Consider the following 16,039-nt stretch of genomic DNA (forward strand, 5'->3'; position numbering starts at 1 on the left):
GAGCGGCTCCTGGCAGACGGAATGTGACCGGAAGTCAATCTGGACGCTGCAGGAACATCGATGCGTCGTCCTTTCGAGCAGACACAACATGAACGCCATAAAACCCTACTACTACTTTTGGCCTAGTGCAAATGTGCGATACGCGATGCGCGATGGCACGCGTCGATTGACCGACACGCCCGAGATGCGATTTTGAGAATGACGCGCTGAGGGAACCCACCCGGCAGTGGCGATTCCGAGTGCTATCGGGCATTCGGCTCGAATGGAGCGCACTCTCTTGCAGACGACTGCGGAATGCCGGTCAGGCGTGGCGAGCGCCTTGAATATCAGGGAAAACCATTGTCGCGAAATGTGCACAAAGCGGCCGATCTACCTTGAAGGAAGACGCCATATGGCAGGGATCTGACCTCCCTTTTGCCGCCTCCGCCGCCCGCCTTGGGAATGGATTCACCTCCCCCCTACAGCCGCTGCCCGCCCGTTGCGTCGATACGCTGCCCCGTGATCCAGCGCCCCTCATGCGAAGCCAGAAAGGCGACGATGTCCGCAATATCCTCAGGCTGTCCTACGCGTCCGAGCGCAATGGTCTTGGCGATGAGCCTGCTTTGCTCGGGATCGCGCGCCCGGGCATTGAGGTCCGTGGCCGTGGCGCCGGGCAGGACCGCGTTGACGGTGATGCCGCGTGCGCCGAGTTCGCTGGCCAGCAGCAGGGTCAGGGCCTCCAGACCGGCCTTGGCGGGCGCGTAGACGCTCATCTCGGGATAGGCGGCGCGAGTACCCATGGAGGAGATGTTCACGATGCGGCCATGGTCGCGCAGGAAGGGCAGGGTCTGCTGGATCAGGAAGAACGGGGTTTTCAGGTTCACTTGCAGCACCCGGTCGAACGCGTCCGGCGTGACTTCCGGCAGGCGGGCGCGCAGGCCCACGCCGGCGTTGTTGACCAGGATGTCCAGGCCGTCGTCGGTGTAGCGTTCCTTGAGCGAGGCGCGCAAGCTCCGCGCCAACACTGCTGCGGCGTCCGCTTGCGCCAGGTCGGCCTGCAAGGCCCAGGCTTGGCCGCCTGCCGCCTCGATCTGGCGGACGACCTCGTCGGCGGCGTCGCTGGCGGCGTTGTAGTGCACGGCGACGCGCGCGCCGCGCCGGCCCAGGGCCAGCGCGATGGCGCGGCCGATGCCGCGGCTGGCGCCAGTGACGAGCGCAGTCTTGCCGGCGAGGCTGTCGGGGAATTCAGTCTGGCTCATGCCGTCTCCGTTTCGGCTTGGGTCCACGCATGTTGCGCTTCCAGTTGGCGCGCGGCAAGCAGCAGCGCGTTGCGGTCGACCTTGTTGGTGCCGGCCCAGGGCAGTTCATCCACGAAGCGGATGCGGCGGGGGTGCTGGTAGGCAGGGCCATGCTCGAGAGCGTGGCGCTTGAGCGCGTCGACGTGCAGCCGGCTGCCGTCTCGGCGCACGACGAAGGCGACCGGGATGTGGCCGCGTTCTTCGTCGGCCAGCGGCACCACGCAGCTCTGGCGCACGTCGGGGTGCGATTCCAGCAGCTTCTCGACCTCGACCGGATAGATGTTCTCGCCGGAGCAGACGAACATGTCGTCGGCGCGGCCGACGAAGTAATAGAAGCCGTCGGCGTCGCGCCGCAGCACGTCGCCGCTGTGGTACCAGCCGTCCTTGAGCACTTGGGCGCTCTTTTCGGGCAGGTTGTGATAGCCGGCGAGTACGGCAGGGTTCTTCATCAGCAGCACGCCCTGGTCCGGGCCGGGGCCGTCCGCGAGCCGTACCTGGGCGGGATCCAGCGGGTAGCCCAGCGCCAGCGCGGGCGTGGGCAGGCCGTCGGGATGCGGGCCGAACACGGCGGGACCGGCCTCGGTGGTGCCGTAGCCGTGGGTCACGCGCACGCCGGGCAGCGCGCGCTGGATGCGTTCCAGCAATGCCACGGTCATGGGAGCCGAGCCCAGCATGACGCGGGTCAGCGCGGACAGGTCGCGTCCCTGCAGCAGCGCAGGATCCTTGACCAGCCGGGCGAACATGGTCGGCACCGCGGTCAGGACCGAGATGCGGTAGCGCTCCAGCGCGTCGGCGTAGGCGGCCACGTCAAACGAGGGTTGAATCACCAGCAGGCTGTTGCCGGCGAAGGCGCGCTTGGCCATGAACAAGCCGTTCATGTGGAACAGCGGCTGGGCCAGCAGATAGCGTTCCTGCGTGCCGGCGCGGGCGACGACGGCGCCTGAGGTGGCCGCCAGCGCCCAGAGCTGGCCGCGGTGCGTCAGCGGCACGCCCTTGGGCTTGCCGGTGGATCCGGACGTGTACAGCATCTGGGCGATGTCGTCGTCCAGCGGCGTGACGAAGCCGAAGTCCGTGGGCGCGATCTGCGCGGCAAAGCCTTGCGGGCCGGGATCGTCGAAGTCCAGCACCGGCACCTGGGCCTCGAAGGCGGCGCGGCGCGGGCCGTCCACCAGCGCGAGTGTGATGCCGGCGTCGCGCAGCACGTAGTCGATGTTCTCTTGCGATTGCTTGATGTTGATGGGCACGGCCACGTAGCCGGCCCGCATGATGCCGAAGTACGCGACCAGGTACTCGGCCCGGTTCAGCGCGGCGATCGCGACGCGGCTGCCCGGCGCCAGCCCGCGCGCGGCCAGCCAGGCGGCCACGCCGCCCGCCAGCAGGCGGACCTGGGCATGGGTGTAATGCAGCGGTGCGTCGGGCAGGCGCAGGTCGATGATGGCGGGCAGATCGGAAGACAGTTCCGGATCGGCCAGATGGCCCAGGTTGAGCAGGGAATGCGTCATGGTTTTTCCGAAAATATGCGGCTCAGCGCTTTTGCAGCTTGGGATTGAGCGCGTCGTTCAGGCCGTCGCCGACCAGGTTCAACGACAGCACCGCAAGCATGATGGCCACGCCCGGCACGGCGCAGATGTACCAGGATGAGCGGATCAGGCTGCGGCCTTCGCCGACCAGCCGGCCCCAGCTGGCGATGTTGGGATCGCCCAGGCCCAGGAAGGACACGACCGATTCGTAGAGGATGGCGCCGGCCACTACCAGCGAAGACATCACGATCACGGGCGGCAGGGCGTTGGGCAGGATTTCGGCGGCGACGATGCGCAGCGGGCTCATGCCCAGCGCCCGGCAGGCCTGCACGAATTCGCGTTCCTTGAAGGACAGGAACTCGGCGCGGGTCAGCCGGGCGATGGGCGGCCAGGACACCAGCCCGACCGCCAGCGTGATGTGCTCGATGCGCGGCCCCAGGATGGAAACCACCGTCAGCACGAACACCACGTTGGGGATGATCTGGAACAGTTCGGCCACGCGCATCAGGCCTTCATCCACCCAGCCGCCGGCCCAGGCCGCGGCTGCGCCCACGCTCACGCCGATCAACGTGGCGGTGGCCGCAGCCACCAGGCCGATCAGCAACGTGGCGCGCGCGCCATGGGCGATCATGGCGGCGATGTCGCGGCCCATGGAATCTGTGCCCAGCGGATGGCGCCAGGATTCGAACGGCCAGATTTCCGGCGCGCCGACGATGCGCAGCGGGTCGGTGGGGTATAGCCAGCCGGCGCCCGCCGCCAGGAAGGCCACCAGGGCCAGCAGCGCGGCGCCGGCGACGGCGCCCCGGTTGCGGGCAAAGCGGGCGGCAAAGGAGGCGCGGCGGTAGGAAGGCGCCGCGGGCAGGGGAGGTGCAAGGGTAGGGGATGCGGACATGTCAGGCAGCCTTGATGCGCGGGTCCAGCCGCGTGTAGATCAGGTCGACGGCGATATTGGCGATGATCACCACGAAGGAGCTGAGCACCAGGATGCCCAGGACCACGGGATAGTTGCGGCTCATGACGCTGTCGAACAGCACGGCGCCGATGCCGGGCCAGCTGAACACGGCTTCGACCACGATGCTGCCGCCCAGCACCGCGCCCAGTTGCAGGCCCAGCAGCGTGACGATGGGCAGGAAGGCATTGCGCAGCACATGGCGCAGCACCACGGCGCTGCGCGTCAGGCCCTTGGCGTAGGCGGTGCGCACGAAGTCCATGCGGCTGACTTCCAGCATCGAGGCGCGCATCACGCGGGCATAGGCGGCGGAATAGAACAGCCCCAGCGCCAGCGCCGGCAGCGCCAGGTGGTGCAGCACGTCCAGCGCCTGGCGCCAGGCGCCGCCGGCCAACCCGATGGTGACCATGCCGCCCACCGGAAACCAGCCTAGCTTCACGGAGAACAGCACGATCAACATGATGCCCAGCCAGAAGCTGGGTGCGGCAAAGCACAGCACCGCGAACACCGACACGGCGCTGTCCCACCAGGTGTTGACCTTGACGGCCGACACGATGCCGGCCGTCATGCCCACCAGCACCGCGATGGCCAGGCTTGCGCCCATGAGCAGCAGCGTGGCCGGCAGGTGCGCCAGGATCACGTCCAGCACCGGCAGGTTGTGGCGGTAGGAATAGCCCAGGTCGCCGCGCGCCACGGAACCGACGTACTTCAGCAGCTGGACCGCGGGCGGCTGGTCCATGCCGTAGGTCACGCGCAGGCGCTCGATTAGCGCCGGATCGGTGACCTGCTGCTCGGCCGTCATCACGTCCAAGAAGGTGCCGGGCACGGATTGGATGAGCGCGAAGTTCAGCACCACCACGCCGAGCAGCAGCGGGATGGCCTGGGCCAGCCGGCGCAAGATCAGTCGGATCGACATGCGCGCGCCTCAGCCCTGCAGCCAGACGTCGGCCAGGCTCTCGCCCTGGACGTTGGCGCCGGTGGTGAAGTTGCGTACGTTCCTGCCGGCCAGCGTGAACGACTGGATCTCCACCAGCGGCACGTGGGGCACGTCGGTGGAGGCCAGGCGCGCGAACTGGTGCGCAAGCGTTCGGCGCGCGTCCGGGGCGGTCTCCTGGGTCAGCTTGGCCACCAGCGCGTCCATCTCGGGATTGGAGTAGCCGGTGGCGTTGCGGAAGGCGGCGCCCTTGACGATTCCGTCGGTGGTGTAGAACTGGGTCACCGTAGGCACCAGTTCCAGCGGCGCCGTGAAGTTGGAGACTGCGATGTCGTAGTCGTAGTCGCCATAGATGCGCTTGAGCGCCGTGGCACGATCCACCGAATCCAGCTTGACCTCGATGCCCACGTCTTGCAGCGCCTGCTTCAGGTATTGGCCGAGCTTGGCGTTTTCCTCGAACCAGGCGGCGGCCACCAGGTTTACGGTGAAACGCTTGCCGTCCTTGAGCGGCAGGCCGGCGGCGTCCAGCAGCGCGGCGGCCTTCTTCGGGTCGAACGGATAGCGCGGCACGTCCTCGGTGTAGAACAGCGGGTTGCTGCTGAAGACGGGCGCGATGGCCGGCTTGCCGCGGCCGTAGTAGATGGTGTCGACGATGAACTGGCGGTCGATGGCGTGCAGGATGGCCTGGCGGACCTCGCGGCGGTTGACGATGTCGCGGCGCTGGTTGAATTCGGCGGTCACGGTCCAGGCCGAGTTCTGGTAGCCGCGCGTGTCCGCCACCACCTTGCCGGTCTTGAGCAGGCGGTCGATGTCGCGCGCCGGGACCGGGTTGGAGTAGGCCAGGCCCAGTTCGCCGGTCTCCAGCGCGGCGCCGCGGGTGGCGGGGTCGCCCCACCAGCGGATGATGAGGCGGTCCAGGTTGGGCTGGCCGGCATGCCAGTAGCTGTCGTTGCGCAGGTATTCGACGTGGCTGCCGCGCACCCACTTGCCGTACTTCCAGGGGCCGGTGCCGACCGGCGTGTTGTTCAGCGGGTTGGTGATGATGTCGCGGCCGTCGTACAGGTGCTTGGGCAGCAGCAGCTGGAACTGGCCGGCCAGTGTGGACTTCAGGAAGAACTCCGGCACCGGCGCGTCGAAGCTCAGCACCACGGTCAGCGGATCGGACGCAGTGGCGCCGGTCAGCGACTTGAGCGCGATGCCGGCCGAGATCGGCTTCCAATGCTGCAGCACGTTGTAGACGACGTCGGCGGACGTGAAGGGCGCGCCGTCATGCCAGGTGACGCCTTCGCGCAGCTTGATGGTGTAGCTGCGGAAGTCCGCAGCCGGCGTGACGGACAGGGCCAGCGCGGGCTGGAACTTCAGGTCGGCGTCCAGCTTGAGCAGGCGTTCCAGGATCTTGGTCGCGGTCTGGAACGGACTGGAGCCGCCGCCGCCCGGCACGAACAGGGCTTGCGGCTCCAGGCCGCCCCAGCTCGCGACCAGGGTGCCGCCCTTGCGGGCGGGACCGGCGTCGGCGCCGGGTTGGGACGTCGCGGCCAGTAGCGCCTGGGGCGCGATGCCGAGGCCGGCGGCCAGGCCGCCCGCGGCGGTACGGGTCAGGAATGCGCGCCGTCCGGGGCGCTGCGCGGTGGTCATGATGGTGTCCTTGAAGATGAGAGTCCGCTCAGCCCTGGCTGAGCGTGGCGTAGCTGGCGCGGCCGATGGCCACCAGCGCGCCCTGGTCGTTGTAGAGATCCACGTCGGCCACGCCCACGCTGCGGCCGTTGCGGCGCACGCGGGCCACGGCGGTCAGCGCGGTATTGACGGCGGGGCGCAGGTAGTCGACGCGGAAGTTGATGGTTGGCAGGCCCCGGCCCAGCAGCATGCCCACGGCGAAATCGCCCACGGTGTCGATCACGGCGGCCAGCGGTCCGCCATGCCATTGGCCGCTGGCGGCGCCACGCTCGAATTCGGGGCGCATGGGGGCCAGCACGGTCAACTCGCCTTGCTCGTGATTGACGTCGCGCACCGACAGGCCGAGCCAGGCGATGAACGGCGAATCGTCGAACTTGGCCTGGATGGCGGCTGCGTCCAGGGTGGCGGCGGGCGGTTTTGGATTCGCGCTCATGCCGACACCAGCACTTTGCCGACGATCTTGCGATCTTCCAGCGAGGCCAGCGCTTGGGCGCCTTGTTCCAGAGGCCACTTGCGGTCCACATGGACCCGCAGCCGGCCGTCGCGCACCAGCGTCAGCAGTTCGTGCAGGTCCTCGCGTTCCCAGCCGTTGGAGCCGCGGATCTGCAGTTCAAAGGTCCAGATATAGCGCAGGTCTTCCTTGGGGTCGAAGCCCGCGGTCGCGCCGCAGGTCAACAGGCGGCCGCCCAGGCGCAGGCAGCGCAGCGACTTGACCCAGGTGTCGCCGCCGGTGAAATTGACCACCACGTCCACGCCGCCGGGCTTGCCGGAGCGGCGGCGCGACGGCTTGCCGAAACGCTCCTGGACCGCCTTGAGGAAGTCTTCCTCGGTGTACAGGATGATGTGGTCCGCGCCCAGGGCGCGCAGCGTTTCGGCCTTCTCGGGACTGCCGGCGCAGGCGATGACTTCGGCGCCAGCCAGCTTGGCCAGTTGCACGGCGCACACGCCCACGCCGCCGCTGGCGCCCAGGATCAGGACTTTCTCGCCGGGCTGGACCTGGCCGATGCGGTTCATCATGCGCAGGGCGGTGCCGTAGGCCACGGGCAGCGCGGCGGCTTGGTCGAAACTGACCTCGTCGGGCAGGCGCAGCAGCTGATGCGCCGGCACGCGGCACAGTTCGGCCAGGCCGCCGTGGATGGTCTCGCCCACCAGGCCGCCGTCGACCCGGTCTATCGGGTCGACCAGCACGCGGTCGCCCGCCTTCCAGTCGCGCACGTTGGCGCCGGTCTGCACCACTACGCCGGCCACGTCCAGGCCGATGATGACGGGAAAGGGCAGTTTGATGCCGGGCATGCCGCGGCGGGTGAACACGTCGTGGTAGTTCAGCGACGAGGCCTGGACGCGGATCACCACGTCATCGGGACCGGCGACGGGATCGGGGAATTCGGTTTCCAGGCGCAGCTTGTCGCTGCCGCCGTGTTCACGCAAAACAATGGCTTTCATGAGTGTCTTGAAGTGTGGGTAAAGGGAAGATTCACCACGCCGCCAGGCCTGCGATGGCCTGGCGCGTGATCTGCAGGCCGTGGGCTACCACATTGCGGCGCCAGACGCTGGATACGGGAACGAAGGCGTCGACCAGGTCCGCGCGCAACTGCGCGTCGCGCGCCGCGTCAGGCGCGGCGGGGGCTTTGAAACGCAGCCATTGGTCCAGCCTCAGGGCCGGCCGCATTTGCAAGCCGCGCGTGCCGAACTCGACCACCGCGCCGGCCAGCGGCCGCGCGCCCAGGGCCTGTTGCACGCCGCGGAACACCAGACCCTGGTAGTCGGGGCGGGCCAGACCGTGCGGGCGCTGTCCCAACACGCGCTCGGCGCCCCACCAGGCGGCGGCCTGCGCCTGTTCCGCGCTGCCGTCCGGGTTGAAGCACAGGAAGAAGGGCTCGCCGTATTCGCCTATGCCGGTGTGCCAGTCGATGAAGGCCACGCGCTCGCTTGCGCCCAGGTGCTCGTCAACGATGCGCCGCAGCGTGCGGTTGGACCATTCGGGGCCGCTGCCGCCGTAGACCAGCCCATCCGGATGCGTGTATTGGCCGCTGGCCGTCACGTTGAACAGCACATCCGCGCCATGCTGCTGGCGGAAGCGTTCGAGCGCGTCGGCGCCGGCATCGAGCGCGGCCTCTGTCCAATGCCGCGGAATCAGGTGTGGATGCAGGGTGGCATAGTGCGGGTTGGCAGGCGCGGGCCGGGTGTGGTCGATAAAGTTGCGGTTCAGGTCGACGTTGTTCTCGGTCGTGCGCGTGTCATGGGCATAGCCGTAGGGATTCAGCGCATGCACCAGCACCACGTTGACGTCGTCCGGCAAGGGCAGGCTGCCGTCCGCCTGCAGCCAGGCCAGCTGCACCGCCGAGCCGGCGGCGCCTTCCAGGCCGTGGGTGCCGCTGATGGCCAGATGGCTGCGGGTGGCGTCCGGGCGGCCCAGCACTGCCACGTCTACCGTCAGCGGCCGGCCTTGCGGGTCCTTGGCCGTGGGGTGCTCGTGGCGCGAGAGCGCGGCGCCGCGTGCGGCGGCGGCCGTCACGAAAGCCTCGCGCGCCGCCGCGTAGCCGGTGGAAAAGCAATTCCAGTAGTCGGGCAGGGGCTGGCCCATCATGCCTCCTGCACGAAGACTTGCAGCGCGCCCGCGGCATGCTCGGGCGCTACCGCCAGTTCGCCTTGCGCGTTGGCGCGGTAGGGGACTTGTTTGCTGTCGAGCCACGCGCGCGTCTGCCCGATATCGCGCACGCCGATGACGGAACCGGCGAACCAGCCGCCCTGGCTGCTGGCGGGCAGGCCCGCTGGCACGCGCACATGGGGAAAGCGCTGTTCGAAGGCGGCGGGCGTGAGGAAGTCGATGCGCAGGCTGCCGCGCCGCACTTGCAGGCCTTGGTCCGGAAGCTCGCTGATGGCAATAGAGCCGAGCACGCGTTCATACGCGGGGCGTAGGGCTTGCGGCTCGGGATGCACGGCGATCAGCGATTCGATGCGGCGCGCGCCATTGGCATGGTCCTGCCATTCGGGGCGGTACACCAGATGGCGCGTGAGATGGCCGCAGGTGAAGAAATCCGGCACCGCGAACAGGCCGGCGGGAAACTGGGTGTTGTTCCAGGCCGCGTCCTCGCTGCCTTGCGGCAAGTGCACCGGGCGACCGCCGCGCTGAGGCGGCTCGGCTTCTATGCCCAGGCGGGCCAGCTCCGCGTGCACGGCGCTGCTGTCGGTGGTTTGCAGCGCGACGGATACTGGACCTTCGTAGGCGTCGTCGAAGCCTGCAAAGCGCGACTGGTCGCGCAGTTCCGGCGGAAAGGCCAGCAGTTCCAGGTAGTTCGCGTCCAGGATCAGCGTTTGGTTGCGCGTGCCGCGATGATGCCGGCCTTGCGGCGCCAGGGCGAATCCCAGCTTCTGATATTGCTCGGTTGCGGCCTGCAGATCATGCACCCGGATGATGTAGTGGTCCAGTCCGGTGACTGAGGGTATGGACATCGCGTTTCCTGATTTTGCTTGACGGAAGCGGGCAGTCTGGCCGATGCGAAGTCGGGCCAGAACGATTGAATTCGCATGTGGATATCTGTTTTCTGTTCGTGCCCGGGCGCAGAGGGCATCCGCATATTCATATCTGAAAGTCTTCTTTGCTCCAGGGCTTACTCGCACTCAGCATGGAGGTCCGTTCAATGCATATCCATCGACAACGACATGGCAACTCGCAAGACTCCGGGCGCCGCCCGCATCGCAATCTCCCTGGCGCTGGCCTTGGCCGCCGGCGCGGCGCAGGCCGACGCCACGCTGGACAAGGTCAAGGAACGCGGCACCATCACCATCGGCGTGCTGGCCAATGGCGGCGTGTTCGGCTCGCTGGATCCGGCCACGCAGCAGTTGGTGGGCTGGAACCCGGAGTTGGCCCGCGAGCTGGCCAAGGATCTGGGCGTAAAGGCGGAACTGGTGCAGGTGCAGACCGCCACGCGCACGCAGTTCCTGATTTCCGGCAAGGTGGACTTGCTGATCGCGTCCATGGAACTCAACCCCGAGCGCGCCGAGATCCTGGGCTATGCGCCTACGCCGTTCTTCCGGGTGGGCGGCACGGCCGCCACGCTCAAGACCAGCGGCATCGCCAAATGGGAAGACCTGCGCGGCAAGCCGGTGTGCGTGTCGCAGGGCAGCAGCTTCGCGCGGCCTTTGTCGGCCGACTACGGCGCGGTGGTCAAGGGCTACAAGAGCTCGTCGGATTCGCTGCTGGCGCTGCGCGGCGGCCAGTGCGTCGCGGCCGTGCATGACTCGACCCTGATCCAGCCGCTGCTGCGCAGCAACCCGGAATGGAAGGACTACCACGCGCCCATCGCCTCCGAGGTGCTGCCGGCCAATTCGGTGGTCTGGGCCCGCAAGGGCGAGGCCGACACCATCGCCGCCGTGGACAAGGTGGTGCAGGACTGGCACCGCAGGGGCTGGCTGATCGCCACGGAAGCACGCCTGGGTATCGCGCCGCCCCAGCCGCTGCTGCAGGAGCTGCACGCGAAGTACAAGCAGGGCAGCTGAGGCGGACCGGGCATGTTCGAATCGGCATTGCAAGCCTGGGTCGGCTTTTTCAAGCCGCTGGGGCTGAACTACAGCTTTGTGCTGGACGCGGGCGAGCTGTCTGCGTTCGGCCGAGGGCTGCTGGTCACCCTGCAGTTGTGCGCCTGGACCATACCGGCGAGCCTGCTGTTCGGCGTGCTGATCGCGGCGGGCCTGACCAGCGGTCGCGCCTGGCTGGCCCGGCCGTTGCAGGCTTTTGTGGAAGTCACGCGCAACACGCCGACGCTGGTGCAGCTGTATTGCGCCTTCCTGGTGTTGAACATGCTGATCACGCAAAAGCTGGGCGGCGGCAGTCCAATAGCCCCGTTCGCCTGGGTGGTGATCGTGGTGGCGCTGCACAAGGGGGTATTCCATGCCGAGGCTCTGCGCGCTGGCATCGAAGCGGTGCCCGCTGTGACGATGGAGGCGGCGCGCTCGCTGGCGTTTTCGCACCGCCAGATCCTGACCCAGGTGCAACTGCCGCTGGCGTTGCGCTTTGCCTTGCCGTCGCTGGTGAACAACCTGGTGGACCTGGTGAAGATGAGCGCCATCGCTTCCGCTATCGCAGTGGGCGACGTGACCTATGAATCGATCATGATCTGGTCGTATCGCGACAACGTGCTGGAACTGTTGCTGCTGATCCTGCTGTACTTCGGTTTGCTGACCTGGCTGGTCGGCCTGGGCGGGAGATGGCTGGAGGAACGCTTGAGGATGCCTGGCTATGGCCAATGACTTGGCGTTGCGGGCGGGGGCAGCGGGGCGTCGGTTGCCGGCGGCGTTGCGCGATCCCTGGCTTGCAATATTCCTGGCGCTGGCGGCCCTGAACCTGGCATGGGCGGCCAGCGGCACGGCGCCGGCCGCGGTGCGAGCGCTGTGGCAGTGGTCGCCCGCCTTGTTGCGCGGGCTGGCGATGAACATCCAGCTCAGCGTGCTGGCCATGATGCTGGGCACATTGGCCGGGCTGGTGGTGGGCGCGGTATCGCTGTCGCCATCGCCGCTGCTGCGCCGGCTGACTCGCACCTATGTGCTGCTGTTCCGCAATGCGCCCATCCTGGTGCTGGTGTACTTCACCACCTATGTGTTTCCCTTCGAGCTGAGGCTGGGCGGATGGAGCCTGCCGTTTCCGGACTGGATCAAGGTCGTCATCGGCCTGGGCTTGCCGGCCAGCGCCAACGTGGCCGAGATCTTCCGCGGCGCGATCCAGTCCATTCCCAGCGCGCAATGGGAGGCCGCGCAATCGCTGGCATTCCGGCGCTCGCAGATCTTCCGCATGATCGTGCTGCCGCAGTGCCTGCGGCGGATGCTGCCGTCCTGGATGAACCTGTACGCCAGCATCACCATGAGCACGTCGCTGGCCTCGCTGGTGGGCGTGCACGATCTGGTCGACGCAGCCACGGTGGCCAGCAATACCGTGTCGCGCACCGACTTCACCATACTGGTTTATTTCACGCTATTGGCGCTGTTCTTCGCCTATTGCTATCCCATCGCGCGTTGGACGCGGTATCTGGAAAGACGTCATGAGCATTATTGAATTCGAGGCGCGCGCCGCCGCCCAGACCGCTCTGGTCAGCCTGCGGGATGTGCATCTGGCCTTTGGCCAGACCGAGGTGCTCAAGGGCATGGACGTCGAGGTGCAGCAGGGCCAGGCCGTGTCCATCATCGGTCCCTCCGGATCGGGCAAGTCCACCATCCTGCGCTGCATGACCGGACTGCTAAGGCCGCAGCGCGGCCGCATCCAGGTCGGCGGCGTGCGCGTCGATGCCTTGAAGACGGAAGCCGAACTGATTGGCCTGCGCAAGCGCGTGGGCTTCGTGTTCCAGCAGTACAACCTGTTCCCGCACTTGAGCGTGCTGCACAACCTGACGATCTCGCCCATCAAGGTGGGCGGCCTGCCACGGGCGGAGGCCGAGGCGCGTGCCCGCGAGCTGTTGGCCAAGGTGCGGATGGAGCACAAGGCGCACGCCTATCCCGGCGAACTGTCCGGCGGCCAGCAGCAGCGGGTGGCGATTGCGCGCGCGCTGGCCTTGCAGCCGGAACTGATCCTGTTCGATGAAGTGACTTCCGCGCTGGATCCGGAGATGGTCGGTGAAGTCCTGACCGTGATCCGCGAACTGGTGCAGGACGGCCTGACCTGCGTGCTGGTGACCCATGAAATGCGCTTTGCCGAAGAGGTCAGCGACATCGTGTATTTCACCGAAGCCGGCCGCGTCGTCGAGTCCGGTCCGCCGGCGCGCATGTTCGGGGCGCCCGCCAGCGAACGCACCCGTGCCTTCCTGCAACGGGCGGTCGGCGCGGCGCCGCCACCGGAAAGCGTTGCCGATCCCATACAGGCCTACTTGAATTTCGATCCGCTGCGTCTGGCAGTGTGAACCATGATGGAGCTGCACATGACTTTCGTATCCCCGATCTCCAACCTTGCCGAGGTGCGCGCATGAGCCTGGCAGACGCTCGCGTCCAGACCCGGCTGGTGCATGCCGGATCGCCCAACCTGAAGCAGGGAGCGGGGCCGGTGAACGTGCCGGTGGTGCGCACCAGCACTGTGCGTTTTGCCGACACGGCCGCGCAGGCGGCCTTGGGCCGGCAACGCGCCGCCGGCGAGCGCGTGGCGACCTATGGCCGCCATGGCCTGGACACCCATCAGGCGCTGGAGCAGGCGGTGGCTTCGCTGGAAGGCGGCTATCGCACCTTGCTGGCGCCTTCGGGCTTGTCGGCCATTGTGCTGGTGCTGTTGGCGACGCTGGCGCCGGGGGAACACGCGCTGGTGGCTGACAGCGTCTACTCGCCGGTGCGCAAGGTGGACCGCGCGCTGTTGCAACGCTATGGAATCGAGGTGGAGTACTTTTCCGCCACGCGCGACGAACTGGAGCCGCTGATCCGCCCGAACACGCGCCTGCTGTATCTGGAGTCGCCCAGTTCGCTCTTGTACGAGGTGCAGGACCTGCCGGCGCTGGCGGCCGTGGCGCGGCGCCATGGCGTGCTGGTGGCGGCGGACAATACCTGGAGTGGCGGCCTGTACTATCAGCCGCTGGCACTGGGCGCGCATATTTCCATCCAGGCGGCGACCAAGTATCTGGCGGGGCATTCCGACGTGATGATGGGCGTGGTCACAGTGGACAGTCCCGACTTGGCCCGGCAAGTCGCGGCAACGCACGACGCGCTGGGCCTGTCGGTGGGCGCGGACGACGCCTATCTGACCCTGCGCGGCCTGCGCACGCTGGACGTGCGGCTTGCGCGGCACCATAAGAACGCGCTTGCCGTGGCTGGATATCTGGCGCGGCATGAAGATGTCGCAAGCGTCTATTACCCGGCGCTGGAGCAGGACCCGGGTCACGCCCTGTGGCGGCGGGATTTCAGCGGGGCCAGCGGCCTGGTGTCGTTCGCGTTCCGGCATGCCGATGCCACGGCCGCGGCGCGCTTCATCGATGCCTTGCGCTATTTTTCGATCGGCGCCTCCTGGGGCGGCTACGAAAGCCTGGCACTGGAGGCCGCGCCCGAGCGCCTGGCCGAGCACAGCTATTGGCAGGATGGGCCGCAGACGCAATCGGTGGTGCGCCTGCACATCGGGCTGGAAAGTCCGCTGGACCTGATCGCCGACCTGGAGCGCGCTTTCGCGGCCACGCGCGAAGCTCTGCGGCGCAGTGCTTGAAGCATATGCAAATGAGCGGTTTTCTTTAGGGTTTCCGGCTATGTAGAAGCAACATATACCTCTTTGTCCGTTGGTACCCGCGACCACTAGAATTTGCCCTGTTCCATGATTGGCGGCAGGGCATGTCTACTATTCATTCCATCGGGTCGGTGCAGCTTTCCTTTCTTGCTCAACGACAGGAGGCGGTACGCGAGTTCTATAGTCACATCATCGGTTTGGATGAAGTGGCCGGGGCCGGCGGCCAGCGCTTGTTGTTCGCGTTGGGCGAGGCGACCTTGTCGCTGTCTCCGGTGGACGAGGTCAGCCGCGAGGTCAGGCCCGACTATCTGGCGCTGAAGACCCGCGCCTACGACGACATCCTGGCGCGGCTGCGCCTGGCGGGTCTCCATCCGGTCTGTTCCTTGCCCGATGCCGAGCCGCGCGTGATGTACGTGAAAGATCCGTCAGGCAATCAGCTGGCTTTCCTGGGCTGAGGCGCGCGATGAATTTTCAGCAATTGCGTTCCGTGCGCGAAGCCGTGCGCCAGGATTTCAACCTGACCGACGTGTCCGAAAGCCTGCATACCTCGCAGCCCGGCGTCAGCCGTCAGATCCGCGAACTCGAGGAAGAGGTGGGCGTGGACATTTTCGTGCGTTCGGGCAAGCGGCTCATCGGCCTGACCCCGCCTGGCGAATTGATCCTGCCGCTGGTCGAGCAGATCCTGCAATGCGCGGACAACATCCGGCACGCTGGCGCCGAATACGCGGACAGCAGGACCGGCGTGCTGTCCATCGCGGCGACCCACTCGCAGGCGCGCTACGCCTTGCCGCCCGTCGTCAAGGAGTTCCGCGAACGCTATCCCGAGGTGGTGCTGCACCTGCACCAGGGCTCGCCCAAGCAGGTTTCGGAAATGCTGCTGGAGGGCGAGGCCGACATCGGCGTGGCGACGGAAGCGGTGGCCGACTATCCGGGGCTGGTCAACCTGCCTTGCTACCGTTGGAGCCACAGCATCATCGTGCCCCGCGGCCATCCGCTGGAGCGCCAGCCAGAAGGCGTCAGCCTGTCGCAGCTTGCGCGCTTCCCCATCATTACCTACGGGCGCGGCTACACGGGCCGCGCGCATATCGACGAGGCCTTCGCGCGGGCCGGCATCACGCCCGACATCGTCATGACCGCCATGGATGCGGACGTGATCAAGACCTATGTGGAATTGGGGCTGGGCCTGGGCATCGTGGCCTCGGTGGCATGGGATGCCGAACGCGACACGCGCCTGTGCGCCATCGACGCCCGCCACCTGTTCGAGATCAACCTGACGCGGCTGGCGATACGGCGCGGCGCATGGCTGCGCGGCTACGCCTTCCATTTCGTCGAGATGTTCGTGCCGACCTTGACGCGCGAGATCGTTGAACGCGAGCTGAAGGGCGCGGGCTGAGGCAATAGGCGGACGCGCCACCGTCTTGCGCATAACCATAGTTGCATCGCTTCGTTTCCCTTGCGACGCCGCGCAAGTAGGCTGACCTTTTCTTCCCCACGGAATCCAGG

The 16,039-nt window shown here is 67.2% G+C and carries 16 protein-coding genes; 7 read left to right on the forward strand and 9 right to left on the reverse strand.

Annotation, left to right across the window (positions count from 1 at the left end):
* Positions 1–458: 458 nt before the first annotated feature.
* From AC3WOB_RS11105 to AC3WOB_RS11145, 9 genes are read right to left on the reverse strand one after another with little or no spacing between them, the layout of a single operon-like run.
* Entirely contained in the window at positions 459–1,238 is a 780-nt protein-coding gene (locus tag AC3WOB_RS11105) for an SDR family oxidoreductase (RefSeq protein WP_492275008.1), read from the reverse strand.
* Entirely contained in the window at positions 1,235–2,779 is a 1,545-nt protein-coding gene (locus tag AC3WOB_RS11110; protein WP_492275009.1) for a class I adenylate-forming enzyme family protein, read from the reverse strand. The genes AC3WOB_RS11105 and AC3WOB_RS11110 overlap by 4 nt, the downstream gene beginning before the upstream one ends.
* A gap of 22 nt (positions 2,780–2,801) precedes the next feature.
* On the reverse strand, positions 2,802–3,689 hold the full coding sequence (locus AC3WOB_RS11115; RefSeq protein WP_492275010.1) for an ABC transporter permease: 888 nt from the start codon (positions 3,687–3,689) through the stop codon (positions 2,802–2,804).
* Between the two features lies 1 nt (position 3,690).
* Positions 3,691–4,662 carry an ABC transporter permease gene (locus AC3WOB_RS11120; protein ID WP_492275011.1) on the reverse strand — a complete coding sequence of 324 codons (972 nt, stop codon included), beginning with the start codon at positions 4,660–4,662 and terminating at the stop codon, positions 3,691–3,693.
* A gap of 9 nt (positions 4,663–4,671) precedes the next feature.
* On the reverse strand, positions 4,672–6,315 hold the full coding sequence (locus AC3WOB_RS11125; protein ID WP_492275012.1) for an ABC transporter substrate-binding protein: 1,644 nt from the start codon (positions 6,313–6,315) through the stop codon (positions 4,672–4,674).
* 28 nt (positions 6,316–6,343) lie between these two features.
* On the reverse strand, positions 6,344–6,787 hold the full coding sequence (locus AC3WOB_RS11130) for a PaaI family thioesterase (protein ID WP_492275013.1): 444 nt from the start codon (positions 6,785–6,787) through the stop codon (positions 6,344–6,346).
* A complete protein-coding gene (locus AC3WOB_RS11135) occupies positions 6,784–7,797 on the reverse strand; it encodes a quinone oxidoreductase family protein (protein ID WP_492275014.1) in 1,014 nt (337 codons plus the stop codon). The genes AC3WOB_RS11130 and AC3WOB_RS11135 overlap by 4 nt, the downstream gene beginning before the upstream one ends.
* A 31-nt stretch (positions 7,798–7,828) precedes the next feature.
* Complete coding sequence (locus AC3WOB_RS11140; protein ID WP_492275342.1) at positions 7,829–8,938, reverse strand: DUF2817 domain-containing protein; 1,110 nt, start codon at positions 8,936–8,938, stop codon at positions 7,829–7,831.
* Positions 8,938–9,807 (reverse strand): VOC family protein, encoded by an 870-nt coding sequence (locus AC3WOB_RS11145; RefSeq protein ID WP_492275015.1) that lies wholly within the window; start codon positions 9,805–9,807, stop codon positions 8,938–8,940. The genes AC3WOB_RS11140 and AC3WOB_RS11145 overlap by 1 nt, the downstream gene beginning before the upstream one ends.
* 210 nt (positions 9,808–10,017) lie before the next feature.
* Between AC3WOB_RS11145 and AC3WOB_RS11150 the strand changes: the two genes are divergently transcribed.
* From AC3WOB_RS11150 to AC3WOB_RS11180, 7 genes are all read left to right on the forward strand, one after another.
* Entirely contained in the window at positions 10,018–10,854 is an 837-nt protein-coding gene (locus AC3WOB_RS11150) for a transporter substrate-binding domain-containing protein (RefSeq protein ID WP_492275016.1), read from the forward strand.
* Positions 10,855–10,866: 12 nt separating this feature from the next.
* Positions 10,867–11,604: an amino acid ABC transporter permease gene (locus AC3WOB_RS11155; RefSeq protein ID WP_492275017.1), complete on the forward strand. Its 738-nt coding sequence runs from the start codon at positions 10,867–10,869 to the stop codon at positions 11,602–11,604.
* Positions 11,594–12,403 (forward strand): amino acid ABC transporter permease, encoded by an 810-nt coding sequence (locus AC3WOB_RS11160; protein WP_492275018.1) that lies wholly within the window; start codon positions 11,594–11,596, stop codon positions 12,401–12,403. The genes AC3WOB_RS11155 and AC3WOB_RS11160 overlap by 11 nt, the downstream gene beginning before the upstream one ends.
* A complete protein-coding gene (locus tag AC3WOB_RS11165) occupies positions 12,390–13,241 on the forward strand; it encodes an amino acid ABC transporter ATP-binding protein (RefSeq protein ID WP_492275019.1) in 852 nt (283 codons plus the stop codon). The genes AC3WOB_RS11160 and AC3WOB_RS11165 overlap by 14 nt, the downstream gene beginning before the upstream one ends.
* Before the next feature lie 62 nt (positions 13,242–13,303).
* Positions 13,304–14,518, forward strand: coding sequence for a cystathionine beta-lyase (gene metC, locus AC3WOB_RS11170; RefSeq protein ID WP_492275020.1), 1,215 nt, complete (start codon positions 13,304–13,306; stop codon positions 14,516–14,518).
* A 122-nt stretch (positions 14,519–14,640) separates the two neighbouring features.
* The gene (locus AC3WOB_RS11175; RefSeq protein WP_492275021.1) at positions 14,641–14,991 is read left to right on the forward strand and encodes a VOC family protein; all 351 of its coding nucleotides are present in this window, start codon (positions 14,641–14,643) and stop codon (positions 14,989–14,991) included.
* Positions 14,992–14,999: 8 nt separating this feature from the next.
* The gene (locus tag AC3WOB_RS11180; RefSeq protein ID WP_492275022.1) at positions 15,000–15,929 is read left to right on the forward strand and encodes a CysB family HTH-type transcriptional regulator; all 930 of its coding nucleotides are present in this window, start codon (positions 15,000–15,002) and stop codon (positions 15,927–15,929) included.
* Positions 15,930–16,039 lie beyond the last annotated feature (110 nt).

The organism is Achromobacter sp. FW305-C-30-7 (assembly GCF_058783105.1).